Origin of the sequence: Pseudomonas piscis, assembly GCF_009380155.1 — a bacterium.
Lineage (GTDB): Bacteria > Pseudomonadota > Gammaproteobacteria > Pseudomonadales > Pseudomonadaceae > Aquipseudomonas > Aquipseudomonas piscis.
In genome coordinates this window covers 1,182,660-1,207,886 of the sequence record NZ_WHUV01000001.1, presented here as the reverse complement: position 1 = coordinate 1,207,886, position 25,227 = coordinate 1,182,660, and the positions used below count along the sequence as shown (strand labels likewise).

The following is a 25,227-nucleotide window of genomic DNA, read 5'->3' as shown; positions in this document are numbered from 1 at the left end:
GAAAAACAGCCCTGTGCCCTCGAACGTCCCTGCCAGGCCTGGTAGCGGCCTGAGCCCTGGCTGACCGGGAGCAACGCTTTTACTCAGCGAAGTCGCACAATGCCATGCAGGCGCGGCTATTGTGCCGCTCCCCCCCTCTATATACTAGTGGGCTGTGTGGCTGCTTTGACTTGCCGATTCAGGCGTCTTGCGCCAACCCCGTACCGGGTCGCTTTGAGCGGAATCCTTCAAATGAGCCAACAGTTTCAACACGATGTTCTGGTGATTGGCAGCGGTGCCGCCGGCTTGAGCCTGGCCCTGACCCTGCCCAGCCACCTGCGGATTGCGGTCCTGAGCAAGGGCAACCTCGCCAACGGCTCGACCTATCGCGCCCAGGGCGGCGTGGCTGCGGTGCTGGACGACACCGACACGGTCGAGTCCCATGTCGACGACACCCTCAATGCCGGTGCCGGCCTGTGCCACGAAGACGCTGTGCGCTTCACCGTGGAACATAGCCGAGAAGCGATCCAGTGGCTGATCGACCAGGGGGTCCCCTTCACCCGTGACGAAGAAGCCGGCAACGATGACAACGGCTTCGAATTCCACCTGACTCGTGAAGGTGGTCACAGCCATCGGCGGATCATCCATGCCGCGGATGCCACCGGCGCTGCCATCTTCACCACCTTGCTGGCCAAGGCCCGGCAGCATCCCAATATCGAACTGCTGGAACAGCGGGTCGCGGTCGACCTGATCACCGAGAAGCGCCTGGGCCTGGAGGGCGAGCGCTGCCTGGGTGCCTACGTACTCAACCGCGCCACCGGTGAAGTCGACACCTTCAGTGCACGCTTCGTGATCCTCGCCTCTGGCGGCGCGGCCAAGGTCTACCTCTATACCAGCAACCCCGACAGTGCCTGCGGCGACGGCATCGCCATGGCCTGGCGCGCAGGCTGCCGGGTGGCCAACCTGGAGTTCAACCAGTTCCACCCTACCTGCCTGTACCACCCGCAGGCCAAGAACTTCCTGGTGACCGAAGCCCTGCGCGGCGAAGGCGCCCACCTGAAGCTGCCCAACGGCGAGCGTTTCATGCAGCGCTTCGATCCGCGGGCCGAGCTGGCGCCCCGGGACATCGTCGCCCGGGCCATCGACCATGAAATGAAGCGCCTGGGTATCGACTGCGTCTACCTGGACATCAGCTACAAACCGCAAGCTTTCATCAAGAGCCACTTCCCCACGGTCTACGAACGTTGCCTGGAGTTCTCCATCGACATCACCCGGCAGCCAATCCCGGTGGTGCCGGCGGCCCACTACACCTGCGGCGGAGTCATGGTCGACCAGCATGGCCAGACCGACGTGCCAGGTCTCTATGCCATCGGCGAGACCAGCTTCACCGGCCTGCACGGGGCCAACCGCATGGCCAGCAATTCGCTGCTCGAGTGCTTCGTCTATGCCCGCTCGGCGGCGTCCGACATCCTCCGGCAACTGCCGCAGATCGCCTTGCCTATCGCCCTGCCCGCCTGGGATGCCAGCCAGGTCACCGATTCCGACGAAGACGTGATCATCGCGCACAACTGGGATGAACTGCGGCGGTTCATGTGGGACTACGTGGGCATCGTGCGCACCAACAAGCGCCTGCAACGGGCACAGCACCGGGTGCGCCTGCTCCTGGACGAGATCGACGAGTTCTACAGCAACTACAAGGTCAGCCGCGACCTGATCGAACTGCGCAACCTGGCCCAGGTCGCCGAGCTGATGATTCTCTCGGCCATGGCCCGCAAGGAAAGCCGGGGCCTGCACTACACCCTCGACTACCCGCAGATGCTCCCCGAGGCCCGGGACACTATTCTGCAGCCGCCCACCTATCGCGAGCGAACTTGAGCCGCACCCGCAGGCGCCGATGCTCGTCGGCCGCCTGCGCATCCCGCGGGACGCAGACGGAGTGGATCCGGCGCCGGCCCTTCAGGCGAAAACGCAATACCACGATCAACGGCAGCGCCAGGCTATCGGGACACAACTGCACCGCCTGCCAGCCACCGGCGCGGTTCCACAACTGCCAGCCGGCGACACCGTGACGCAGGCGGGTGAAGGCCCGGGGGTGACTCAACAAGATTTGCCGAGGCAGCGCCCAGGCGGCGTGCAACAGGCACAGCGACAGCCCCAGGAGCTTGGCGAAAAGCGGGATATCGAGAAGAAAAACGGCACCCAGGGCGAAAGCCTGGGCCAACAGATAAGCCGCCAGCAGTTGCATGGACGCCCGCCAGCGGCTCTCGAACAGCTTACTTGGGTTGGACACGATCCAGGATCATGCGCACCATGCGCTGCAACTCGGGATCAGGGGATTCGCTGCGCTCCATGAACCAGCCGAACATGTCCTGGTCCTCGCACTCGAGCAGGTTGCGGTAGCACTGGCGATCCGTTTCGTTGAGATGCGGATACACCTCCTTGACGAACGGCACCAGCAACACGTCCAGTTCGAGCATGCCGCGACGGCTGTGCCAGTAGAGGCGATTCAGTTCAACATCTTCAACCATGGAACGCTCCTCAAATAGGGCGCCAGTATACAGCCCGGGACAGGTGATGACAGTCGGCTTTGGTCGGCCACCGCCTATCCTTTGTGAACTATCCATTTCAAAGGCGCCCCCTTATTATGTGCCCCATACTTTTTACCCTGCGATGAACCATGGCTGACTCCGCTTTTTTCTGCCCCCTGTCCCACGAAGGCGTACTCGCCGTCCGCGGCCCCGATGCCAGCAAATTCCTGCAGGGCCAATTGACCTGCAACCTCAACTACCTCAGCGACAGCCAATCCAGCCTTGGCGCCCGCTGCACCCAGAAAGGCCGCATGCAATCCAGTTTCCGTATCCTCCTGGAGGGTGACGGCTGCCTGCTGGCCATGGCCGGTGAGCTGGTGGAGGCGCAACTGGCTGACCTGAAGAAATACGCGGTGTTCTCCAAGGCCAAGCTCAGCGATGAAAGCACCAGCTGGGCACGTTTCGGCCTGTCCTCGGCCCAAGCCGTCCTCGACCAGTTGGGCCTGGAACTGCCCCAGGAAGACGGCGCCGTGGCCCGGGCAGACGGCCTGATCGCCGTACGCGTCTCGACCGACCGCGCCGAGCTCTGGGTCCCGGCCGAACGCGCCGCCAGCCTGGGCCAGCAACTGGCTGCGCAACTACCCGAAGGCCAGTTGAACCAGTGGCTGCTGGGACAGATCCGCGCCGGCCTGGGCCAGGTCATGGCACAGACCCGCGAACTGTTTATCCCGCAGATGCTCAACCTGCAGGCCGTGGGCGGCGTCAGCTTCAAGAAGGGCTGCTATACCGGCCAGGAAATCGTCGCCCGCATGCAGTACCTGGGCAAGCTCAAGCGCCGCCTGTACCGCCTGGCCCTGGCAGCGGACGAACAGCCGGAGCCCGGTACCCCGCTGTTTTCCCCGACCCACGGCAGCGCCATCGGTGAAGTGGTCCTGGCGGCCCGCGCCCCGGAGCGGATCGAATTACTGGCGGTGGTGCAGGCCGAGGCCGTGGAAGATGACAACCTGCACCTGGGAACGCCCGAAGGACCGGGCCTGCAATTGCTCGACCTGCCGTACCAGCTGGACCGTGATCGCGAAATCCAGCGCTGATCGCCTGACCTTTCCTGCAACACCCTAGAGAACCGAGATGACTGAGCTGGCGGAAAAGGTCCAACAGGATTTGGTGGAGGCCATCGACAACGATGACCTGGTCCTGCCAACCCTACCGGAGGTGGCCATGCAGATTCGCCAGGCCGCCGAAGACCCGGAAATCAGTGTCAGCACCCTGAGCAAGGTCATAGGTCGCGATACCGCCCTGTCGGCGCGACTGATCAAGGTGGTCAACAGCCCTCTGCTGCGGGCGGCCCAGGAAGTCACCGACCTGCACACCGCCATCACCCGCCTTGGAGTCAACTACAGCAGCAACCTGGCCATCGGCCTGGTGATGGAGCAGATCTTCAACGCCCGCTCCGAGGTGGTGGAACGCAAGATGCGCGACGTCTGGCGGCGCAGCCTGGAGGTGGCCGGGGTCAGCTATGCCCTGTGCCGCAGCTACAGCCAGCTCAAGCCGGACCAGGCGGCGCTCGGCGGCCTGGTGCACCAGATTGGCGTGCTGCCGATCCTGACCTACGCCGAAGATCACTACGAGCTGCTGGCCGATTCGGTCAGCCTCAACCACGTGATCGAACAGATCCATCCATTGCTGGGGAACAAGTTGCTGCAGGTCTGGGAATTCCCCGAGCAGTTGGTGCAGATCCCCGAGCAGTACCTGGACTTCAAGCGTCAATCCGCCGGGATCGACTACGTCGACCTGGTCCAGGTAGCAACCCTGTACTGCCACAAGGACACCGACCACCCCCTCTCGCGAATCGATGCTTTCAGCGTGCCCGCCTTCAAGAAGCTGAAGATCGACCCGGAAGACCAGGCCATGTGCCGCGACCTCGAAGAGTCGCGTTCGATGCTCTACTGAGTGGTGCCCCCTACAGGGGCTCCTGGCCAGCGCTGAAACTCACCCGCACCATCAAGCCCGACGGCTGGCCGTCATGCAGGCTGATCTGCGCCAGATGCGCGCGGCAGATCTCGCCGACGATGGCCAAGCCCAGGCCTGATCCGGCCACCTGCTGGTTGCGCCGGTAGAAGCGCTCGAAGACCCGGTCGCGATCCTCCAGGGGAATCCCCGGACCGTCGTCTTCCACTTCCAGCACTCCCGGCGCCGTGACCCGCAGCACCACGTTGCCGCCCGGCGGCGTATGGGCCAGGGCGTTATCCACCAGGTTGCTCAAAAGCTCATTGAGCAAGGTCGGCTCCCCCTTGAGCCATACCGGTTCATCAGCCTCCAGGGCCAGCGACACGCCCCGGGCATGGGCCAGGGGCGCCATGGCCATGCCCAGCTCCCGAGCCAGTTGGCTGAGGTCGAGCAACTGCGCCCCGCCTTCGGCAATGGCCCGGGCACCGTTTTCCACCCGGGCCAGGGACAACAACTGGTTGGCCAGGTGAGTCAGGCGATCGGTGCCCTGGGCCACGTTCTCCAGGGTCGAACGCCAGGTCTGCGGCTCATGGGAGCGCAGCCCCAGTTCGAGACGCGCCTTGAGCGCCGCCAGGGGGGTACGCAGCTCATGGGCCGCATCGGCGATGAACTGCGCCTGGCGCTCGAACTGACCGCGCAGGCGCTCGGTGAAATGGTTCAAGGCTCGTACCAACGGTCCCAGTTCATGCTGCACCGACACCAGTGGCAAGGGGCGCAAATCATCCGGCTGGCGCTCCTCCACCGCACTGCGCAAGCGCTCCAGCGGCCGCAACGCGGCACTCACCGCAAACCACACCAGGAGCAAGGCACCGATGGCCAACATCCCCAGGCGCAACAGGGTATCGGCCATCAGGCTGCGGGCCATGGCCACCCGGGCTTCATCGGTTTCGGCCACGCGGATTTCCGCCATGCCGTTCATGTTCGGCTCGCTGACCGCCTTGAGCAGGCTCACCACCCGTACGTTCTGCCCTTGGTAGGTGGCATCGTAGAATCGCGCCAGGGCCGGATAGTCATCGGTGCGCGGGGTGCCCGGCGGTGGTCCCGGCAGGTTCTCGTAGCCGGAAATCAACTGCTGGTGGATATCGTTAACCTGGTAGTAGATCCGCCCTGCGCTGTCATAGGCGAAGGTGTCCAGGGCCACATAGGGCACGTTGGCGCTGAGACTGCCATCACGCTGGGACAAACCGGCGGCGATGGTCCGCGCCGAGGCCAGCAAGGTTCGGTCGTAGGCCGTGTCGGCGGCCTCGCGACCGTTCCAGTAGGCGCTCAGGCCGCTGGCCAGCATCAATACCACCAGCAACAGCGCCAGGTTCCACAACAGGCGCCAGCGCAGGCTGCTGGGCCTATGCATCGCGACTTTCCAGCAGATAGCCCAGGCCACGGAAGGTGACGATAGCCACCGCGTGGCCATCGAGTTTCTTGCGCAAACGGTGGATGTAGATCTCGATGGCGTCCGGGCTGGCCTCCTCATCCAGGCCGAACACCTGGGACGCCAGCTGCTCCTTGCTCATGACTCGCCCGGGCCTGGCGATCAGGGCCTCGAGCACCGCCTGCTCGCGCGAGGTCAGGGTCAGCAGCTCCTGGCCCAGGGTGAAGCGCCGGGTATCCAGGTCGTAGGCCAGCACTCCGCACCGCTGCTGGCGCTCGCCGCCCAGCACGCTGCGGCGCAACAGGGCCTTGACCCGGGCCTCCAGCTCGGTCAGCTCGAAAGGCTTGGCCAGGTAATCGTCGGCCCCCAGGTTCAACCCGTGCACCCGGTCCTTGACGTCGCTGCGAGCGGTGAGCATCAGCACCGGCAGGTTCTTGCCACGGGTACGCAAGCGCGCCAGCACCTCGAAGCCATCCATGCGCGGCAGGCCGACATCCAGCACCGCCATGGCGTATTCCTCGCTGCTCAGCGCCAGGTCGGCGGCCACCCCGTCGTGCAGCACGTCCACGGTCAGGCCCGTGCTCTTGAGCGCCTGGGCGACACTTTCAGCCAGTTGCAGATGGTCTTCGACCAGCAGGACCCGCATGGTTTTGCACCTCGTTCAGGGGGGAATCGACAGTACTTTTGCGCGCGGAGTGTACCGCCGCAACCGCTGCTGTGAAGCCCGAAAACCTTGAAAGCTGGCTGAAAGGTTAGCGAAAGGTTGGCCCTTTAGAGTCCTGTTACGGAAAGTTTCGGCAGCCTTGCCGAGTTCCGCCGACATGCAAAGCGCCTCGAAGCGTTTTCATCAGAATAAGAACAATATCGGAGTACCACCGGATGCCATCCACGCACTCCCAGGCCAGCGCGCCTGTGCGTTTCTCCCGCCTGACCCCGACCGCCCTCGCCAGCGCCGCCGCCCTTGCCGCTCCGCTGACCCAGGCCGCGTTCTTCGAAGACAGCAGCGCCACCTTCGAAACCCGCAACATGTACTTCAATCGCGACTTTCGCGACGGCACCAGCGCCCAGCAATCCAAGCGCGACGAGTGGGCCCAGGGCTTCATGCTCAACCTGCAGTCGGGCTACACCGAAGGCACCCTGGGATTTGGCGTCGATGCCCTGGGCATGCTCGGGGTCAAGCTCGACTCCAGCCCCGACCGCACCGGCACCGGCCTCTTGCCGACCCACGACGATGGGCGCGCGGCCAACCAGTACTCCAAGCTCGGCCTGACCGGCAAGGTCAGGCTCTCTGCTACCGAGCTGAAGATCGGCAGCCTGATCCCCGAACTGCCGATCCTCAAGCCCAACGATGGGCGGATCTTGCCGCAGACCTTCCAGGGGGGCCTGCTGACGTCCAGGGAAATCAAGAACCTGACCTTCACCGGCGGCCGCCTGGACAAGGCCAAGGACCGCGACGACAGCAACTACGAGGACATCCGCCTCAACAACAAGAACGGTCGCTTCGCCGGCAACGTGGCCGGCAAACACTTCAACTTCGGCGGCCTGGACTACAAGCTCAGCGACAAGATCACCGCCAGCTACCATTTCTCCCAGCTGGACGACGTCTACAACCAGCACTTTGTCGGCTTGGTGGCGTCGCGCCCCATGGGGCCCGGCACCTTCGCCAGCGACCTGCGCCTGGCCATCAGCAACGACCAGGGCCAGGCCCGCGGCGGCAAGATCGACAACCGCGCCCTCAACGGCCTGGTGAGCTATGCCTTGGACGGGCATAAACTCAGCGCCGGCTATCAGCACCTGTCCGGCTCCAGCGCCTTTCCCTACGTGGATGGCAGCGACCCTTACCTGGTGAACTTCGTGCAGATCAACGATTTCGCCGGCGCCGAGGAACGTTCCTGGCAAGCCCGCTACGACTACGACTTCGCCAAGCTGGGGATTCCCGGCCTGAGCTTCATGACCCGCTACCTGAGCGGCGACAACATCGCCCTGAAGAACGGCGACACCGGCAAGGAATGGGAACGCAACACCGAGATCAAGTACGTGGTGCAGAGCGGCACCTTCAAGGACGTCGCGGTGCGCCTGCGCAATGCCACCTACCGCTCCAACTATTCGGCTCGCGACGCGGACGAAGTACGCCTGCTGGTGAGCTACAGCGTGGCCCTGTGGTGATCCCACAGGCCGCGCCCACGGCCGGTGCTGGCAGGCCGGCCCCTGCGCCCAAGGATCGAGGACGACCCGGGCATACCGATAACAACTCCTGTGGAGACACTCATGGACTTTTCATTGCGTAAACTGGCCCTCGCCGCCGGCTGCCTGTTGTTCACCGGCCAGCTGCTGGCCGCATCCGCCGAACCCAAGCGCCCGGAATGCATCGCCCCGGCCTCCCCCGGCGGCGGCTTCGACCTGACCTGCAAGCTGGTGCAGAGCGCCCTGGTCAACGAGAAGATCCTCAGCAAACCGATGCGCGTCACCTACATGCCCGGCGGCGTCGGGGCCGTGGCCTATAACGCGGTCGTGGCCCAGCGCCCGGCCGATGCCGGGACCCTGGTGGCCTGGTCCAGCGGTTCGCTGCTGAACCTGGCCCAGGGCAAGTTCGGGCGCTTCGATGAAAACGCCGTGCACTGGCTGGCGGCCGTGGGCACCAGCTATGGCGCCATCGCGGTGAAGAACGATTCGCCCTACAAGACTCTCGATGACCTGGTCGCGGCCCTGAAGAAAGATCCGAGCAAGGTGGTGATCGGCTCCGGCGGCACCGTCGGCAGCCAGGACTGGATGCAAACCGCGCTGATCGCCAAGGCCGCCGGGATCAACCCGCGGGACCTGCGCTACGTGGCCCTGGAGGGCGGCGGGGAAATCGCCACAGCCCTGCTGGGCGGGCACATCCAGGTGGGCAGTACCGACATCTCCGACTCCATGCCGCACATCCTCGCCGGCGACATGCGCTTGCTGGCGGTGTTTTCCGAGCAGCGCCTGGACGAGCCGGAAATGAAGAACATCCCCACTGCCAAGGAACAGGGCTACGACATCGTCTGGCCGGTGGTGCGCGGCTTCTATCTGGGGCCGAAGGTCAGCGACGAGGAATACGCCTGGTGGAAAAACGCCTTCGACAAGCTCCTGGCCTCCGAGGAGTTCGCCAAGCTGCGTGACCAGCGCGAGCTGTTCCCCTTCGCCATGACCGGCCCGGAGCTGGACACCTACGTGAAGAAACAGGTGGCCGACTACAAGGCCCTGGCCAAGGAATTCGGCCTGATCCAGTGACCGCCCCATTCTGACGGCCCGGCCCTTGCGCTGCGAGGGTCGGGCCCGGGAGTTAGCCATGCTCGTTCAACGTCTATTCGCCTCGGTGCTGTTGCTGGCCTGTGCTGGCCTGGCACTGATGGCCTGGCCCTACCAGGCGGCCTTTTCCTACGAACCCGTGGGCCCAAGGGCCTTTCCGCTACTCATGCTCGGCCTGATGGGCCTGGCGCTGCTGTACCTGCTGGTGCGCCCGACACCGATCAAGCACAGCGACGACGAACCGCCCCTGGACCGTGAAACCCTGGTCAAGATCGCCCTCTGCGTGGCCCTGCTGCTGGTATTGGCCGGCACCTTCGAACCCCTGGGCTTCATCCTCGCCGGGATCCTCGTCGGCGTCCCCATCGCCCGCCTGTATGGCGGCCGCTGGTTGCCCAGCCTGGTGATCGTCAGCCTGCTCAGCATCGGCCTGTACTGGCTGTTCGATCGGGTCATGGACGTGCCCCTGCCCCTGGGCCTGCTCGACGTTCTGGAGAATTGATATGGATACCTTGAGCTATCTCGGCCAGGGCTTCGGCGTCGCGCTGAGCCCGTACAACCTGGTCACCGCCCTCACCGGCACCCTGATCGGCACCGTGGTCGGCCTGCTGCCGGGCCTGGGCCCGATCAACGGCGTGGCGCTGCTGATCCCCATCGCCTTCGCCCTGGGCCTGCCGCCGGAGTCGGCGCTGATCCTGCTGGCGGCGGTCTACCTGGGCTGCGAGTACGGCGGGCGAATCAGTTCGATCCTGCTGAACATCCCCGGCGAGGCCTCCACGGTGATGACCACCCTCGACGGTTATCCGATGGCTCGCCAGGGCCTGGCCGGCGTGGCCTTGTCGCTGTCGGCCTGGAGCTCGTTCATCGGTGCCCTCATCGCCACCTGCGGCATGGTGCTGTTCGCCCCGCTGCTGGCCCGGTGGGCCATCGCCTTCGGCCCGGCGGAGTATTTCGTGCTGATGGTGTTCGCCATCGTCGCCCTCGGCGGCATGGCCGGCGACAAGCCGCTGAAGACCTTCATCGCCGCGCTGATCGGGCTGTTCCTGTCGGCAGTGGGGATCGATGCCAACAGCGGTGTGTACCGCTTCACCGGCGACAACATCCACCTGGCCGACGGCATCCAGTTCGTGGTGCTGGTGCTGGGTCTGTTCTCCATCAGCGAGATACTCCTGCTGCTGGAGAAGACCCACCGCGGCCAGGAAGCGGTCAAGGCCACCGGGCGCATGCTGTTCAACTTCAAGGAAGCGGCCTCGGTATTGGCAGTGAACATCCGTTGCGGCCTGCTGGGCTTCATCATGGGCGTGCTGCCCGGGGCCGGGGCGACCCTGGCCAGCGCCGTGGCCTACATGACCGAGAAACGCATCGCTGGCGCCAGCGGCACTTTCGGCCAGGGCGACAAGCGCGGCCTGGCGGCTCCGGAAACCGCGATCGGCGCCTCGGCCTGCGGCGCCCTGGTGCCGATGCTGACCCTGGGCGTGCCGGGCTCGGGCACCACGGCGGTGATGATCGGCGCCCTGTCGCTGTACAACATCACGCCGGGGCCGCTGCTGTTCCAGCAACAGCCGGACATCGTCTGGGGCCTGATCGCCTCGTTGTTCATCGCCAACATCATGCTGGTGATCCTCAACATCCCGATGATCCGCATCTTCACCCGCATCCTCGCGGTGCCGAACTGGGCCCTGGTGCCGGCCATCGCGATCATCACCGCGATCGGCGTCTATGCCGTGCACGCCACCACCTTCGACCTGTTCCTGATGGTGGGCATCGGCATCTTCGGCTACATCCTGCGCAAGCTCGACTTCCCGCTCTCGCCGGTGCTGCTGGGCTTCATCCTCGGCGGCTTGATGGAGCAGAACCTGCGCCGTGCACTGTCGATCTCCAATGGCGCGCTGGAGATCCTCTGGTCGAGCCCGATCACGGTCGGGGTCTGGGTACTGACGGCGTGCATGCTGTGCCTGCCGCTGCTGCGTATCTGGCGCAAGCGTTCGGCCCGCCAGCGCGTGGTGACCGATGTCTGAAGGCGCTTTGCGGCAATGGTGGGGCACGCCACTGGTGGGCCTGGCTGGCGGTTATCTCGCCAGCCTGGTGGGCTGGCCCCTGCCCTGGATGGTCGGCTCGTTGCTGGCGATCATCCTGGTGCGCTGCCTGACGCCCTGGCAGTTGGCCGAGATCCCCGGCGGACGCAAGTGCGGACAATGGATAGTGGGCATCGGCATCGGCCTGCACTTCACCCCGGCGGTGATGGACCAGGTGATGAGCCACTTCGGCCTGATTTTCTGCGGTGCCCTGGTCACTAGCCTGTCCAGCGTGATGGCGGTCTGGCTGCTGCGGCGTACCGGTGAAGACCGCGCCACCGCGTTCTTCTCCAGCATGCCCGGCGGCTCCGGGGAGATGGTCAATCTCGGCGCGCGCAACGGCGCGGTGCTCAGCCGGGTAGCGGCCGGGCAGAGCCTGCGGGTGCTGGCGGTAGTGCTGTGCGTACCGGCGGCGTTCAAGTACCTCCTGGGCCAGGGGACGCCGGTGCTGCACAGCGCCAGCGTCGACTGGCGCTGGCTGGCCCTGCTGTTCCCCGCCGGCGCGCTGCTGGCCTGGCTCTGGCAGCGGCTGCGCCAACCCAACCCGTGGCTGTTCGGCCCGTTGCTGCTCAGCGCTGTGGCCAGCATCGCCTGGAACCTGCACACCGGCCTGCCCGATGGCGCCAGCCAGATGGGCCAGTGGTTGATCGGCAGCGGCCTGGGATGCCACTTCAACCGCCAGTTCTTTCGCCGGGCGCCTTCGTTCATGGGGCGCACCCTGCTGGGTACGGCCATGAGCATGCTGATCGCCGGTCTCGCGGCCTGGTGCCTGAGCCTGCTGACCCAGCTGGACCTGCGCTCGCTGACCTTGGGCATGATGCCGGGGGGAATCGCGGAAATGAGCCTGACGGCAGAGGTGCTGCAACTCTCGGTGCCGCTGGTGACGGCGATGCAGGTGATGCGCTTGCTGTTCGTGCTGTTTCTCGCCGAGCCCCTGTTCCGCCACTGGAACAAGGGCCCGTAGCCGCTGCCGCAGACTCAGTCTGGGCAGCGACCACAGGGCTGGCCTACAGCGCTGGCAGGCGCCAGTCGATCGGGGTCTCGCCGCTCTGCTCGAGGAACTTGTTGGTACGGCTGAAGTGCCCGCAGCCGAGGAAGCCGCGATAAGCCGACAGCGGCGATGGATGCACCGAGGTCAGCACCAGGTGCTTGGTGCTATCGATCAGCTTCTGCTTGCTTTGGGCGTGGGCGCCCCACAACAGGAACACCAGGTGCGGCTGGTGCTCGCTGACCACCTCGATGATCCGGTCGGTGAAGAACTGCCAGCCCTTGCCCGCGTGGGAGGCGGCGTTGGCCCGCTCCACGGTCATGGTGGTGTTGAGCAGCAGCACGCCCTGTTCGGCCCAGCTCTGCAGGTAGCCATGGTTGGGCGCATCGATATTCAGGTCGCGCTTGAGTTCCTTGTAGATGTTCACCAGCGAAGGCGGCGCCGGGACTCCGGGTTGCACCGAGAAGCACAGGCCATGGGCCTGGCCCGGGCCGTGGTAGGGATCCTGGCCGAGGATCACCACCTTGACCTTGTCCAGCGGGGTCGAGTTCAAGGCGTTGAAGATCAGCGGGCCGGGCGGATAGATCTCCTTGCCGGCAGCGTGTTCCTGGCGCAGGAACTCCCGCAGTTCGCTCATGTAGGGCTGTTCGAATTCGGCCCGCAGGGCCGCCTTCCAGCTCGGTTCGAGTTTGATACGATCGTCAGCAGTCATGGCCATGCCCGAGAAAAACAATGGCCGCACCCTAGGAAAGCCGACTTCGCTTGTCAATTGATCTGACACATAACCGGCACTTTCCCCCACAGCGATCATACTGACCGCTCTTGTTTAGCAACGAGGTCACGATGAACCTGCACGTCGAAGAACTCACCGCCACCGGTGGCGCGCGTATCGCCATCGCCACCCTGGACGCGGAAAAGTCCCTCAATGCCCTCTCGCTGCCCATGATCCAGCAACTGGCCGAGCGTCTCGAAGCCTGGGCCAAGGATCCGCAAGTGGCCTGTGTCCTGCTGCGCGGCAACGGCGCCAAGGCCTTCTGCGCCGGGGGCGAGGTTCGCAGCCTGGCCCAGGCCTGCCTGGCGCATCCGGGCGAGGTGCCGGCCCTGGCCGGGCATTTCTTCGCCGCCGAATATCGCCTGGACTATCGCCTGCACACCTACCCCAAGCCGCTGATCTGCTGGGGGCATGGTTATGTGCTCGGCGGCGGCATGGGCCTGTTGCAGGGGGCTGGAATCCGAATCGTCACCCCCAGCAGCCGCCTGGCGATGCCGGAAATCAGCATCGGCCTGTATCCCGACGTGGGGGCCAGTTGGTTCCTTTCGCGCATGCCCGGCAAGCTCGGCTTGTTCCTCGGCCTCACCGGCGCCCACATCAACGCCCGCGATGCCCTGGACCTGGATCTCGCCGACCGTTTCCTGCTGGATGAACAGCAAGAAGAACTGATCGAGGGCCTGCTGCAACTGAACTGGCAGGAACAGACTCCGCGCCAGCTCAACAGCTTGTTCCGCGCCCTGCAGCAAGAAGCCCTGGGGCAGTTGCCCGAAGCCCAGTGGCTGCCCCGCCGACCACAGATCGACCAATGGCTGGATGTCAGCGACGTGGCCTGCGCCTGGCGCGCCATCAGCCAGCTGCGCGACCATCCGGACACCCTCTACAGCCGTGCGGCCAAGACCCTGGGCGAAGGCTGCCCATTGACCGCCCACCTGGTCTGGGAACAGATCCGCCGGGCGCGCTACCTGTCCCTGGCCGAAGTGTTCCAGATGGAATACACCCTGAGCCTGAACTGTTGCCGCCACCCGGAATTCGCCGAGGGGGTACGCGCGCGCCTGATCGACAAGGACCAGCGGCCACACTGGCACTGGGCGGACATCAACGGAGTGCCGGAGGCCGTGGTGCAGGCGCACTTCCACAAGGTCTGGGAAGGCCGCCATCCACTGGCGGACCTCACCGACTACTAGTTAGTCCCAGGAAAGAATCGACAACCGTGGATCAGTGGCCGCGCCCTCCCCGGCCACGGTCGCCACGGTCATGGTGGCCATGGCCGCCCCAATCATGGCTGCCGCCATTGTTGTTCCAGTTGCCGCGGCGGTCGTGCCCGCCCCAGCCCCGGTCCGGATATGGCCGGTACAACGCGCGCGGCGCCTGGTAGTAACGCGGGGACGGCTGGTAATACCGGGGCGCAGGCTGGTAGTAGCGCGGCGCGTGGTAACCACGCCCGGTGGAGTAGTAATAGGAAGAACCGCCACCGTAGTAATAGGCCGGCGCCGGGGAGCTGTAGATCTGCGAATCGTAGTAGTCCCCGGCGTAGTAAGGCGCGCAGGCAGAGAGGCTGGAACCCAGCAAGGCAATCAGCAGAAGTCGACGATACATGGCGGCCTCCTGGACCGCGAAGAAGCCACACCAGCGACGCTGGCGGGCGGCAATCGGCAAATGGCCAATTGACGAAATATCTGACCGTGAAAACGCCTTTCAGTGCGTTTTATGCAACACATTGATACATGTCTGCGACCACCGGTATCCTCCCCCCAGCCCGATGAAAAACCCCGGCGAACCGTCAGCAACGACTTGACCCGCCGGCCATCGGCAGACACCCTGCACGCTCCTTCGTCCCGTACCAGGCCGCTCTCGCCCCGACCATGAACCGACCCGAGTCCTGCCCCGCCTGTGGCGCCCGCAACGACTGCACCCTGGCTGACCCACGCAGTGCCGGCCGGGCCTGCTGGTGCTACGGCGTGAGCATCGACCCGGCCATCATCCAAGCCCTGCCGCCAGAGTTGCGCAACCAGTCCTGCCTGTGTCCGCGCTGCGCCGGGGTCGAGGCGCAACTGAGCCACGGCGAAGGCGCGAACCCCCGACCATGAACCCGCATCCACTGCCGCCCGCTGCCCTGTCCCATGCGCCTTGATCGTTTCCTCAGCAACCTGCCACGTTTCAACCGCCAGCAGGTACGGCTGCTCCTGGCCCAGCGCCGGGTGCGCATCGATGGCCAGGCGGTCAGCGATCCCAGGGTCGAAGTCCGCGAGTTCAGCCGGGTGGAACTGGATGACGAATTGCTTCAGGCCGGCAAGCCCGCACGCTACTTCATGCTGCACAAGCCCATGGGCTGCGTCAGCGCCACTCGCGATCCCGAGCACAAGACGGTGCTCGAACTGATCCACGAGCCCGATCCACAGGACCTGCACATCGCCGGACGCCTGGACTACAACACCACCGGGCTGATGCTGATCACCAACGACGGCAGCTGGTCACGGCGCCTGACCCAACCGCAGACCAAGCTGCCCAAGCTCTACTACGTGGAGACCGAGCAGGAGATCGGCCCCGAATATGTCGAGACCTTCGCCCGCGGCCTGTATTTCACTTTCGAAGACCTCACCACCCTGCCTGCCCAGTTGCAGATCCTTGGCCCCCGCAGCGCCCGGCTGAGCATCGTCGAAGGGCGCTACCACCAGGTCAAGCGCATGTTCGGCCACTTCGACAACAAGGTCCTGCGTCTGCATCGCGAGCGCATGGGCCCGCTAGTGCTCGACGCGGGCCTGGCCCCCGGTGCATACCGGGCGCTCAGCGCCGCCGAGATCGCCCTGATCTGAAGGCCTGGGTACAGGACGACCACTGGGCGGAAGCTGTCGAACAATTTACCCAACGGCACTTGCAGGTTCGGGATTGCCCTGCTTGAATCAGTCCGTCGGCCGAATAGTGACCGACCAGTCACAAAAGAAAACCAATAAGTCTTCCACCGGCCTGAGCCCTGCCAGCTCTGCATTCCCCCGGTAACCGCCCGCCTATAACAACACCCGTCGACCTGCCTTACCGGATCGACATGGGCTTCGATTCCAGGCGTATGCCTACCTGTCACATTGACCGTGCACACTCAATCGTATGCGCGCATACCCGCTTGCCAGGAGTCTTATGACATGAGGCCAGAAATCGCTGTGCTGGATATACAGGGTCAGTATCGGGTTTACACGGAGTTCTATCGCGCAGAGGCCGCAGAAAAGACCATCGTCCTGGTCAATGGCTCGATGGCGACCACGGCGTCCTTTGCCCAGACCGTGAAGAACCTCCATCCGCAGTTCAACGTGGTGCTCTACGACCAGCCCTATGCAGGTCGCTCCAAGGCCCATAACCGGCATGAGCGCATGCTGACCAAGGAAATCGAGGGGCAGATCCTGCTGGAGCTCATCGAACACTTCGCCGCCGCGCATGTGCTGTCGTTTTCCTGGGGTGGGGCCGCGACCCTGCAGGCGTTGTCCCAGCGTCCACGGCGCATCGAAAAGGCAGTGATCAGTTCGTTCTCGCCGGTGATCAACGATCCGATGCGCGACTACCTGGAGCGTGGAGTCGACTACCTTGGCAGCCTTGACCGCCATCGCGTCGGCCATCTGGTCAACGACACCATCGGCAAGCACCTGCCATCGCTGTTCAAGCGCTTCAACTACCGCCATGTGAGCAGCCTGGCCGAGCATGAGTACGGGCAGATGCACTTCCACATCAGCCACATGCTGCACGGCGATCGCCAGTGCTACGTCAAGGCGGCGCGCAACATCCAGGTCCCGGTATTGTTCATCAATGGCGAATGGGATGAGTACACCTCGGCCAAGGATGCCCAGTTGTTCGCCAACCATGTGCGGCATTCGAGCTTCAGCACCATCCAGGCCACCGGGCACTTTCTCGACATGGAGCACAAGGCCGCCTGTCGCGACAGCCGCCGGGCCCTGCTGAGCTTCCTCAAGCCAGGCCAGCATGAGCACCAGGCGCGCCCGCACTACGCCCTGGGCCAGCATGCGCGTGCCAGTTGATGGGATTTCCCACAGGCCGCCACCGTCCTCGAACCTCATGAATAGCGGACGCGTGGCGCGCCCTGGCAATATCGAAGGGGCACGCAAGTACAGATCGGATAAAGAAAAACTTCAAATCCACGGCCACATCTGGTACAAAGTCAGCCGTTCGAGCGGGTGTCGTATAATGGCATTACTCCAGCTTCCCAAGCTGATAACGAGGGTTCGATTCCCTTCACCCGCTCCAAGTATTTCAAGGCCTCCAGCGGTGCATGTACATGACTGCAATCAGCTGGGAGCATTTCGAGGTCCGCTTGCGAATGCATCCGCAAACAGCAGCGAGACCTCAGCCAGCACCGCCCCATAGGTGCCTTCGGCGTTTCATATTGCCCCATCGGAAAAAGGCTAGGACGGTTAGTTCTTTACTAAAACCGCTGAAAGCCTTGTGACATGTGTCTTTTAGCTCATCGTTCAAAGTGGGTCAGGCTCAGTCATGGGTTGTTGCTACCGGCAAAACGATCTTCTGGCCCCCCCCTGCGGGATCCATCAAGGCATCCAGCGCCAAGGAGCATCGATGAGAACACTCACCCGTTGTCTTAGCCTGCTTTTCGGCGCGAGCCTGCCCCTTCTGCTACAGGCATCCCCGGTACGCTTCACCGATTACCGTGCTTTTTATCAGTCCCTGGGCGACAACCTGTTCACAGGACCCGGTACTGAACTGGCCATGCCCTGCTCGGAGTCGCCACGGCAATGCCTGTGGGTCAATGCCATGCGCCCGGCGCTCGAGCGTTTTGACCAGCTGTGGAGCGCACCCGGTGGGCTGAATCTCGATCCGCCTAAAGATACGCCCGAAATGGTCTTCGATGGCGAGGCCCTCACGATCGGCACACAGCGTTGGCCACTGCACGATGCAATCAACCTCGCCCCATCGCAATGGCCCGTCGGCGATCCCATCGATCCGGAAAACCTGGCGACAGCCACGGTCTGGCACCAAGGCGCCGCGACCTGCGTGGAAATGCAGTACCTCAGCAGTGGCCATGGTGATCGGTATACCCAGGTGTTGCTGGTACACGGTCAGCATTTGTACGCGTTACCGCCGCTGTTCGCCTCTTGTTCGGCCATTCGCAAGTCGCCCCGCCACCTGTTCAGCTATCCGGAAAACGCCTACCAGGGCGCGGAGCAGGAAAACAACCCGACCGGGCTGACAGTGGATTATCGGGTGCCTGATGAAAAGAAACCGGTAGCGCAGTACCTGTTGCGCTTCCCGACTCAGGGCGACCCCTTCATATTTGAGGTGCAGCGCCCATAGGCCTCAGCCGATAAATCCGTCATGCCCTGGCGGCGTGCTGGAGTCATCACCCGATGGGAGCCAAATGAGGCTCATCGACTCATAAGGTCTGCTCATCACGACACCCGCCGACTTGCGTCGGGTAGCAGCCAACAACCCGGACAGACGCTTACCCCCAATCGTCGGAACCAACGGGATAATGTTCATGGAGGAAATACACGATGACTGACCCCGCCCAGCCGAAAAGGCCTGTACCCACCAATCATTCGACAGGCCCAACAGTGGCCACCCAGCCCCGGACCACATTCATAAAAGGCGAGCCTGCCCGTTTGGGGGGCATCGCCTGATGCGCCTCGAGGTTGCTAGTTGGTTTTTCACCGGCCTGCTCTTGACCAGCCCTCTGGTTCAGGCGGCTGAACACCCATCCACGGTTAGCCGTTGTTTTGCCAGCGCAGCTTCACCCGTGACTGCCTATGCCTCGGCCAAGGGGAACGCCACCATGCCGGTTGATGCCCGTTATCGCGCCCCTGCCTCCTCATCCCACCTGGACACTCTGGATGTACTCGCCATTGGCCTGAGCCTCGACGTGTTCCGTCAGGGCCAGGCCTGGAAAGCCTTGCAGGAGCAGAATGCAAAGCAGGCCAAAGCCCTCCACGTGGGCAGTATCCTACCCACCGACCCGAAACAGTATCCGGTGGATGGCGACGACAAAGACATGGCCTATGACAAGCGCAAGGCCGATGCGCTGGAGTTGGGCCTGCGCAACTTCATTGAGAAGTGGCCGATTCCGACCATCACGGTCGTTCGTGGCTGGAGTCCCGACACACCGAACCTGCGCTACTCCCCGCAAAGAACCCGGGAAATGCTCTCGGACATGGTCAACCGCTACCGCCCGGAAGCAGGCCTTCACTGGCATCGCGTGCGCAACCTGCAAGATGGCGTGGTCTGCAGTGATACTCCCGAAGGCCTGGTGGAAAATCTGTTCAGTCTGTTCGAACAGAACCCTGACCTCCCCGCTGTCCTGGTCTACAACGTAGAAGGGTTCAGCATGTCGTTTGCGCTGTCGGCGAAAAAGGCGCCGCTGATCGGTGGACCTGGCCCACGCAAGCCGGGCGAACTCACCGACACCATGGTTGCCATGGTTGTCGGGCGCCCCGAGCGCGTCGAGTGGCTGCGTTACTACGCGCAATTTGCCAAGGTCAACGCGAACAGAATCGACCCGGAGTTCACTGGCTGGGGCAGGAATAAACCCGCAGTGGAGTTCCAGCCTACGACCTTCATTCCTCAACCCTGGACTCAGCGTGCGTTCGAACAATGGGATGCGCAACCAGTGCTGGCCAAACTGCATCGACCGGTCACGGTGTCCTTGCTGCGGCCAGACAATGGCGAACGCCTCAAGGGTGACGCCCTGACCGCCAAACTGGCCTCTGGCTGGAAAGAGGCCACTGACGGACTCGCTCAGAAAGCGGTTCGAGTGTTCTTTGACGGTGGTCCGCACACCACCCCCCTGGCACAACTGCTGCCGGCACTCAGCGCCGCACACAGTCCGCTGGATTTGCTCGACTCGCGCGAAAGCTACGATTTGACCCAGCGTTTGGGTGACACCGGCTCAGCCTCACCGTTTGTTGGCCTCACTCTGGCGACGATGGCCAGTTACCTCAACGCGGACACCAGCGTAGTCATGCCGATGCGCCGCCCGGAACAGGCGACGATCATTGCCGTGACCTCGCCAACACCTGGCAGGAAGCCTTCAGGCAATGATCATTTCGGCGTCAACCTGATGCCGCAAACCGCCAGAACCGAAAAACCGCCAGCCGTGCCTTCAGCGCAGCCGACAGCAGTGCGGTAGCGCTTCGCGGAATGAAAACCCTGTGCGGCGCCAGCCGGGGTGCTACCGCGGCTGATCGGTCGTGACCAGGAAGGCCCCATAGCTGTCTGCAACGGCAGAGGTTCGGCCAGTCTCATGGGACCACAGCACCACCCGCGGCTCGCCGGCATCGCCGAGCAAGGCATAGTCGAAACAGTAGTAATCGCCGGTCCCGAATTGGGCGAACGGCAGCAGGCTGGAGCACTCCACGGTTCGCCCCTCGAAGTTGTCCAGCCAAGCCTGCCAGCCGCCCTGGAAGTGGCGCACGATCGACTCCCAGGTCTTGCGTGGATCACGGGCATCGAACACCGGAAACACCTCCAGCGCACCTAGCGCCTTGCCGTTGTGCTCCAGCAGCCAATCCCTGAACGATCGGGGCAAGGCCCGCCCCAATGCCGCCTCGGCAGCGCGGATCGCCTCGATGGTGGTACCTATCACTCTCGCCTTGCCCATGATTCCTCGCCTGGGTCGCATCGCCCCTCTGGCTCGGGGCGCGGCGCACGATAACGCATACCGGCACCTACTGAAAACCCGACACGGAGCAAGCAAAGCAAAAACCTGAGGCCAACCTTGCGACCGGCCTTCCATGCCTGGGCTCTCCACACATCAGGGACGGCTCAGGTAGCGGGCGAAGAATTCGCCCAGATCCTGGCGCAAGGTCCGTACCGCCAGGCCGCGATCGATACTGCCGAAGTCGTCGCCCATGGCCTTGATGACCGACGCCGGGAGCACCCAGCGCCCATCGGTGAAGTCATGGTGCCCGGCATTCTCCAGCACCTTGTATGCCCCAGGCCCCCGACGGGCTGCCCACACCGCGTCCATGCTGGCGTCCCGTGGGTCTTGGCCAGCCGCATATAACAGCATGGGTTTGTTCCAGGGACCGGCCAGCTCGCCCTGGATGCTGCCGTCGAGGTTGGCCGCCGCCCGCAGGCGCGGGTCCAGGCGCGTCGCCTGCAAGGCAGCCGAACCACCGAAGGAATGGCCCAGGGCTGCGACGTGCTCGAGGTCCAGGTGTCCGCCTAGCAGGTGCTCCGGCTCCTGGTTACGCAGTTGCAGCCAATCGAGGGTACTGCGCAGGTCCGCCACCACCGAAGGCGCGGCGGCCGCGAGTTGTTCCTCGTCCTGCTCGAGCACGTCCAGGACCGGGACCACCCGGCCTCCCGGCAGCACCGTGACCCCGGAAATGTAGGGGTGATTGATGGCTACCACCACGTAGCCACGGCTGGCCAAGTCTTCCAGCAGGCTGCTGTAGAGCTCGGCCACTGCTCCCAAGCCGGGAGAAAACAGCAACACCGGATACTGGCGGCGCTTTTCCATCCTGGCTCCGGCCGCCGAATGGCTGGCGACCTCCACCGCGCTTCCGGCTTGCATCGCGGCCAGGGCCTCGGGTTCGGCGTACTCGGCACGGGGCAGCCTGCCGGCAGGCGCAACGATCGGATACCAGACTTTCAATGCCAGCTCGCGGCGGGCGCCGGCGACCTGGGAAAAGGTCTCCGCACGCGCCGGATCACGCAAGGCGAAAGCAGCCTTGCCCACGCACCAGGCGCCGCTGGGCGCCGGCACCTGCCTGGCCTGCAGGCCAGCCACCGGCAACTCGCAGCGCCGCGCATATGGCTGCTCCAGCGCGGCATTGCTGCAACTGGCCAGGCTGAGAATCACTACACCGCAACTCGCCATGACTCTGACGAACTTCATCATCGAGCAATCCCTTGGTCATTCGGATCGGAAATGAGACGGCAGCGTCCTCCTGGTATCAGGAGACCTGCCGACCCCAGCCTAACGAGCGCCCCAGGGCCGTTCATCTCCAAGTGTGGGGATTTTGTATAGAAAGGTTAAACGCCCGATGGCAACGGGGCTCAAGCAACGGCTTGCGGCCCTAGAAACCACCCTGCAACGGAAAGCGCTGCGCTTCGCTACGGGCCAGGAATTTATCCTGGGCCATGGGCCGGGCCAGGAAGTAGCCCTGGGCCTCGTCACAGCCGAAGGACCGCAACATCTGCAGGCACTTGAAGCTCTCGATGCCCTCGGCCACGGTGCGGTAGCCCAGTTCGCGGGCCAGGGCGATCACCGAGCGGGTGATCTTCTGGTGCTGGGCGCTGCTCTCAAGGTCAGTGACCATGGATTTGTCGAGCTTCACCACATTGGCCGGAATCTGGTGCAGATAAGCGAAGTTGCTGTAGCCGGTACCAAAATCGTCGATGGCCACATCCATGCCCAGGGCGCGAATCTTGCTCAACTGCTCCAGCACTTTCGGGTTGGAGCGCAACCAGGCGCCTTCGGTGATCTCCACTTCCAGGCGTCGGGGATTGATGCGGTGGCGCAGGCAAGCATCGCGCAACACATCGGCGATGTCCTGGTCCTCGAAATCCTGGGGTGACAGGTTGATCGACAAGCGTTGCACATCACTGGCGCTCCATAGGTGCAGCTTGTGCAACACCGCATCGATCAGCCAGTGGGTCACCTGGTGGATCTGGGCATTGCGCTCCATCACCGGAATGAACTCCGCAGGGGAAATCGGTCCCAGCCAGGGATGGTCCCAGCGGATCAGCGCCTCGGCACTGACCTGGGCACCATCGGGCAGGGCGAAGCGCGGCTGGAACATCAGGTAGATCTGCCCGGTGTCCAAGGCTTCGCCGATGTCCGCGGCCAGGTTGAAGGCACGCCGGTAGGCCTGGTCGCGCACCAGGTCGTAGGGCGCCCAGGTACAGCGCTCCAAGGCAGCCAGCTCCAGGGCGAACATGGCCTTGCGCAACACGTCCGGCACGGCGTCATGGTCCGTGGAAAACTCCACCATGCCCGCGCACACTCCGGGGACCATCGGCAACTCCAGGCCCGGCGGCTGGCGGCGCAGGCGGCGCACCAGGCCCTCCAGCAAACGCTCGACCCCAGGTGCGGCCGGCAGCAGGAAGCCGAAGCGCTTGGCCGAGACGTGATAGACCCGCACATGCCGCCCAAGGTAGGCGAGCAACTGCTGGGCAAGAAAACGCACGATGATCTCGAACGGCGCCATGCCCAGGGCCAGGGTCAATTCATGGGCCACGGTCATGTCCACCGCATCCACCAGCACCAGCACCCGTCGCTCCCCGGGGTGTTCGTCCGCCAGGTCATGCAGGTCGCACTGGAACTGCTCGCGGTTGGGCAGGCCACTGACCGGATCACGGCGGGTCTGGCGCTGGCGTTGCTCGATCTGCTCCATCACCAAAGATGCCAGGTCGCGCAGTTGCTGGCGTTCGGCGGCATCGAGCCGCTGCGGCTGCTTATCGATAACGCACAGGCTGCCGATGGCGTGCCCCGTGGAAGTGATCAAGGGCGCCCCGGCATAAAAACCTATGCCCGGGCCCTCGGTCACCAGCGGATTGGCATGGAACCGCACGTCCTGGCGAGCGTCCTGAACTTCGAACACCTCATCGGACTTGATCGTGTAGGCGCAGAACGACTGATCGATCGGCGTCTGCTCGACGGCAAAACCCACCCGCGACTTGAACCACTGCCGATCACGATCCACCAGGGTGATCAGCGCCGTGGGGACCTTGAAGAACTGCGCGGCCAGGCGGCAGATGCGATCGAAGCTTTCGCAGCGGGCCGTATCCAGCAGCTCGAGGGCATACAAGGCGGCCAGGCGCTGCTCCTCGGCCAATGCCTTATCCGGCATGCCGCGACTCGGACAGGATCAACACCATCATCAAAAAACCTATCTCAGTAGCGAAGGGGGGAGTACAACACCCGGAGAATTGCCCTACGACCAAGTAGTGGCACTACGATATCCATCGACAGCATGCCGTAGTGACTAGTGCTTGCCAATTCCATCCGTCGGACGAACGGTCATCCAACGCCCCAGCAGTATCGCCCGCAAAGAACCGTGCCAGAGCTTGCGCTCCCGAGGACGCGGGTACCCGCACAATTCCCCGGTCCTGGCGCACTGCCGATCCTGACGCTGACCGCGGGCAAAAAAAAACGATCCAAGGATCGTTTGCTTCGCTGCTGCTTGTGTCGCTATTGCAAGGAAAGGCCGGGACCTGGTCCCGGCCTGTTTGCCCCCTGTCACTGCCCAGCTCCTGCCGGGCGTGGAGTTTTTTAGCAGTCGGCACCTGTCTGCCAGCTGAACCTGCCCGGAGCATTCGTGACAAATAATGACAGGAACCGTGCTCCAGTAGGGCTTGCAAAGCGGGGTCTGCCCCGGGAGCATTGCCGCCCCGGCACCAAGGTGCCCATCCATGGAAGGCGTCGCCTGTGAAAAAACTTCTCGTGCTGTTGTTCCTCGCCCTGCTGGTCCTGCTCAACGTCGGCTACTACACCGAGTTGGAGGAAGCCGAGACCCATACCCGCTGGTTCATCAAGCACTCGCCAAGCCTGCGCCTGGAGTTCTTCAACATCCACGCCAATGATGGTGACTACCGCAAGGTGGAGAAGCTCACCGGCGAACAACGACAGATGATCATCGACTACTGCAAGTACCGCCTGGGCATCGAGACCCAGGTCACCACCCAGGCCGACGTGGAGCGTTGCGCCAAGCTCTAGCCCTTGTCTCCCCTCGCCCACCGGCCGGCACAGAGTCGTCGGGCATGACCAACGCCGCTCCGGGGATGGTATGGTGCTCGGCTGCCCTGCGTGCAGGGCCCACTGGAGGAGCGCTACGCCGAACGCCAAGGCGCGAGGCTTGAGGAGGTCACTGAACAGCTATGTGCAATGCCGAAGATATCTACACCGCCGGTTGGGTACTGGTGGTCGTGTCCGCGCTGGTTTCCCTGGCGATCCAGATCTACCTGGGCTATTTCAGGCTCGATGACATGGTCAGGCATCTGTCGCGGTGCCGAGTCATCGCCATCCGCATGCCGCTGCTGGGCAAGGATCCCCTGAGCCGCTTCTTCATGTTGCTGTGCATTGGCGGCATGTTCGCCATGCCCCACCTGTTCTTGCGCAACGGTGGAATGAGCGTGCGCGACTATCGCAACTTCCCCCTCGGCCTGAAGTGGCTGATCAATCTATTCCAGCTCTCGGCCCTGGCCGCCGGCATCGCCTTCCTGGTGCTGTGGTGGGTCGGTCGCCATCTGTGAGTGCCAGGCGAGGCGCCGGGATCCGGCAC

General features: G+C 63.9%; 24 protein-coding genes, 1 tRNA gene and 1 pseudogene. 17 read left to right on the top strand and 9 right to left on the bottom strand.

What is annotated here, in order from left to right:
* Positions 1 to 231: 231 nt before the first annotated feature.
* Positions 232 to 1,854, top strand: coding sequence for an L-aspartate oxidase (nadB, locus tag GDH07_RS05720; protein ID WP_152896894.1), 1,623 nt, complete (start codon positions 232 to 234; stop codon positions 1,852 to 1,854).
* Here the strand turns inward: nadB and GDH07_RS05715 are convergent.
* Together GDH07_RS05715 and GDH07_RS05710 are read right to left on the bottom strand one after the other, a co-directional pair.
* Entirely contained in the window at positions 1,817 to 2,269 is a 453-nt protein-coding gene (locus GDH07_RS05715; protein ID WP_343038175.1) for a protein YgfX, read from the bottom strand. The genes nadB and GDH07_RS05715 overlap by 38 nt on opposite strands.
* Positions 2,253 to 2,507 (bottom strand): FAD assembly factor SdhE, encoded by a 255-nt coding sequence (locus GDH07_RS05710; protein ID WP_022642859.1) that lies wholly within the window; start codon positions 2,505 to 2,507, stop codon positions 2,253 to 2,255. The genes GDH07_RS05715 and GDH07_RS05710 overlap by 17 nt, the downstream gene beginning before the upstream one ends.
* Before the next feature lie 149 nt (positions 2,508 to 2,656).
* On the opposite strand from GDH07_RS05710, the gene ygfZ reads away from it, so the two are divergent.
* Entirely contained in the window at positions 2,657 to 3,598 is a 942-nt protein-coding gene (ygfZ, locus tag GDH07_RS05705; protein WP_022642858.1) for a CAF17-like 4Fe-4S cluster assembly/insertion protein YgfZ, read from the top strand.
* A gap of 37 nt (positions 3,599 to 3,635) precedes the next feature.
* A complete protein-coding gene (locus tag GDH07_RS05700; protein WP_053135312.1) occupies positions 3,636 to 4,457 on the top strand; it encodes an HDOD domain-containing protein in 822 nt (273 codons plus the stop codon).
* Between the two features lie 10 nt (positions 4,458 to 4,467).
* On the opposite strand, the gene GDH07_RS05695 is transcribed toward GDH07_RS05700, so the two are convergent.
* Entirely contained in the window at positions 4,468 to 5,865 is a 1,398-nt protein-coding gene (locus GDH07_RS05695) for a sensor histidine kinase (protein WP_152896893.1), read from the bottom strand.
* Entirely contained in the window at positions 5,858 to 6,529 is a 672-nt protein-coding gene (locus GDH07_RS05690; protein WP_022642855.1) for a response regulator, read from the bottom strand. The genes GDH07_RS05695 and GDH07_RS05690 overlap by 8 nt, the downstream gene beginning before the upstream one ends.
* 233 nt (positions 6,530 to 6,762) lie before the next feature.
* On the opposite strand from GDH07_RS05690, the gene GDH07_RS05685 reads away from it, so the two are divergent.
* The 5 genes from GDH07_RS05685 to GDH07_RS05665 all read left to right on the top strand — a co-directional run bounded on the left by GDH07_RS05685 (position 6,763) and on the right by GDH07_RS05665 (position 12,192).
* Positions 6,763 to 8,049 (top strand): OprD family porin, encoded by a 1,287-nt coding sequence (locus tag GDH07_RS05685; RefSeq protein WP_152896892.1) that lies wholly within the window; start codon positions 6,763 to 6,765, stop codon positions 8,047 to 8,049.
* A gap of 102 nt (positions 8,050 to 8,151) precedes the next feature.
* The gene (locus GDH07_RS05680) at positions 8,152 to 9,138 is read left to right on the top strand and encodes a Bug family tripartite tricarboxylate transporter substrate binding protein (protein ID WP_053135321.1); all 987 of its coding nucleotides are present in this window, start codon (positions 8,152 to 8,154) and stop codon (positions 9,136 to 9,138) included.
* A 58-nt stretch (positions 9,139 to 9,196) separates the two neighbouring features.
* Entirely contained in the window at positions 9,197 to 9,655 is a 459-nt protein-coding gene (locus GDH07_RS05675; RefSeq protein WP_152896891.1) for a tripartite tricarboxylate transporter TctB family protein, read from the top strand.
* Position 9,656: 1 nt separating this feature from the next.
* Positions 9,657 to 11,171: a tripartite tricarboxylate transporter permease gene (locus tag GDH07_RS05670; protein WP_022642852.1), complete on the top strand. Its 1,515-nt coding sequence runs from the start codon at positions 9,657 to 9,659 to the stop codon at positions 11,169 to 11,171.
* On the top strand, positions 11,164 to 12,192 hold the full coding sequence (locus GDH07_RS05665; RefSeq protein ID WP_152896890.1) for an AbrB family transcriptional regulator: 1,029 nt from the start codon (positions 11,164 to 11,166) through the stop codon (positions 12,190 to 12,192). The genes GDH07_RS05670 and GDH07_RS05665 overlap by 8 nt, the downstream gene beginning before the upstream one ends.
* 43 nt (positions 12,193 to 12,235) lie before the next feature.
* Here GDH07_RS05665 and ung read toward each other — a convergent pair whose 3' ends face one another.
* On the bottom strand, positions 12,236 to 12,928 hold the full coding sequence (ung, locus tag GDH07_RS05660) for a uracil-DNA glycosylase (RefSeq protein ID WP_031321099.1): 693 nt from the start codon (positions 12,926 to 12,928) through the stop codon (positions 12,236 to 12,238).
* A gap of 131 nt (positions 12,929 to 13,059) precedes the next feature.
* Between ung and GDH07_RS05655 the strand changes: the two genes are divergently transcribed.
* Positions 13,060 to 14,172 carry an enoyl-CoA hydratase/isomerase family protein gene (locus GDH07_RS05655; RefSeq protein ID WP_053135331.1) on the top strand — a complete coding sequence of 371 codons (1,113 nt, stop codon included), beginning with the start codon at positions 13,060 to 13,062 and terminating at the stop codon, positions 14,170 to 14,172.
* Positions 14,173 to 14,203: 31 nt separating this feature from the next.
* Here GDH07_RS05655 and GDH07_RS05650 read toward each other — a convergent pair whose 3' ends face one another.
* Positions 14,204 to 14,584, bottom strand: a complete 381-nt coding sequence (locus GDH07_RS05650; RefSeq protein ID WP_085596054.1) for a hypothetical protein — start codon at positions 14,582 to 14,584, stop codon at positions 14,204 to 14,206.
* Positions 14,585 to 14,850: 266 nt separating this feature from the next.
* Here GDH07_RS05650 and GDH07_RS05645 point away from each other — a divergent pair, with 266 nt between their 5' ends.
* From GDH07_RS05645 to GDH07_RS05620, 6 genes and pseudogenes are all read left to right on the top strand, one after another.
* Positions 14,851 to 15,075 carry a cysteine-rich CWC family protein gene (locus GDH07_RS05645; protein WP_152896889.1) on the top strand — a complete coding sequence of 75 codons (225 nt, stop codon included), beginning with the start codon at positions 14,851 to 14,853 and terminating at the stop codon, positions 15,073 to 15,075.
* Positions 15,076 to 15,108: 33 nt separating this feature from the next.
* Positions 15,109 to 15,801: a pseudouridine synthase gene (locus GDH07_RS05640; RefSeq protein WP_152896888.1), complete on the top strand. Its 693-nt coding sequence runs from the start codon at positions 15,109 to 15,111 to the stop codon at positions 15,799 to 15,801.
* Positions 15,802 to 16,125: 324 nt separating this feature from the next.
* Entirely contained in the window at positions 16,126 to 17,010 is an 885-nt protein-coding gene (locus GDH07_RS05635; protein WP_152896887.1) for an alpha/beta fold hydrolase, read from the top strand.
* 152 nt (positions 17,011 to 17,162) lie between these two features.
* Positions 17,163 to 17,236: transfer RNA gene (locus GDH07_RS05630), tRNA-Gly, on the top strand.
* Positions 17,237 to 17,563: 327 nt separating this feature from the next.
* Positions 17,564 to 18,298, top strand: coding sequence for a hypothetical protein (locus GDH07_RS05625; protein ID WP_152896886.1), 735 nt, complete (start codon positions 17,564 to 17,566; stop codon positions 18,296 to 18,298).
* Between the two features lie 325 nt (positions 18,299 to 18,623).
* A pseudogene (locus tag GDH07_RS05620) lies at positions 18,624 to 20,105 on the top strand (type VI lipase adapter Tla3 domain-containing protein); the annotation flags it as partial.
* A gap of 63 nt (positions 20,106 to 20,168) precedes the next feature.
* Here the strand turns inward: GDH07_RS05620 and GDH07_RS05615 are convergent.
* From GDH07_RS05615 to GDH07_RS05605, 3 genes are all read right to left on the bottom strand, one after another.
* Entirely contained in the window at positions 20,169 to 20,597 is a 429-nt protein-coding gene (locus GDH07_RS05615; protein ID WP_152896885.1) for an SMI1/KNR4 family protein, read from the bottom strand.
* Between the two features lie 153 nt (positions 20,598 to 20,750).
* On the bottom strand, positions 20,751 to 21,839 hold the full coding sequence (locus tag GDH07_RS05610; protein WP_178124010.1) for an alpha/beta hydrolase family protein: 1,089 nt from the start codon (positions 21,837 to 21,839) through the stop codon (positions 20,751 to 20,753).
* 181 nt (positions 21,840 to 22,020) lie between these two features.
* Positions 22,021 to 23,796 (bottom strand): sensor domain-containing diguanylate cyclase, encoded by a 1,776-nt coding sequence (locus GDH07_RS05605; RefSeq protein WP_152896883.1) that lies wholly within the window; start codon positions 23,794 to 23,796, stop codon positions 22,021 to 22,023.
* Between the two features lie 578 nt (positions 23,797 to 24,374).
* Between GDH07_RS05605 and GDH07_RS05600 the strand changes: the two genes are divergently transcribed.
* Both GDH07_RS05600 and GDH07_RS05595 read left to right on the top strand, forming a co-directional pair.
* Entirely contained in the window at positions 24,375 to 24,662 is a 288-nt protein-coding gene (locus GDH07_RS05600; RefSeq protein WP_031321097.1) for a hypothetical protein, read from the top strand.
* A 161-nt stretch (positions 24,663 to 24,823) separates the two neighbouring features.
* Positions 24,824 to 25,198, top strand: a complete 375-nt coding sequence (locus GDH07_RS05595; RefSeq protein ID WP_053135351.1) for a hypothetical protein — start codon at positions 24,824 to 24,826, stop codon at positions 25,196 to 25,198.
* The last annotated feature ends 29 nt before the right edge of the window (positions 25,199 to 25,227 follow it).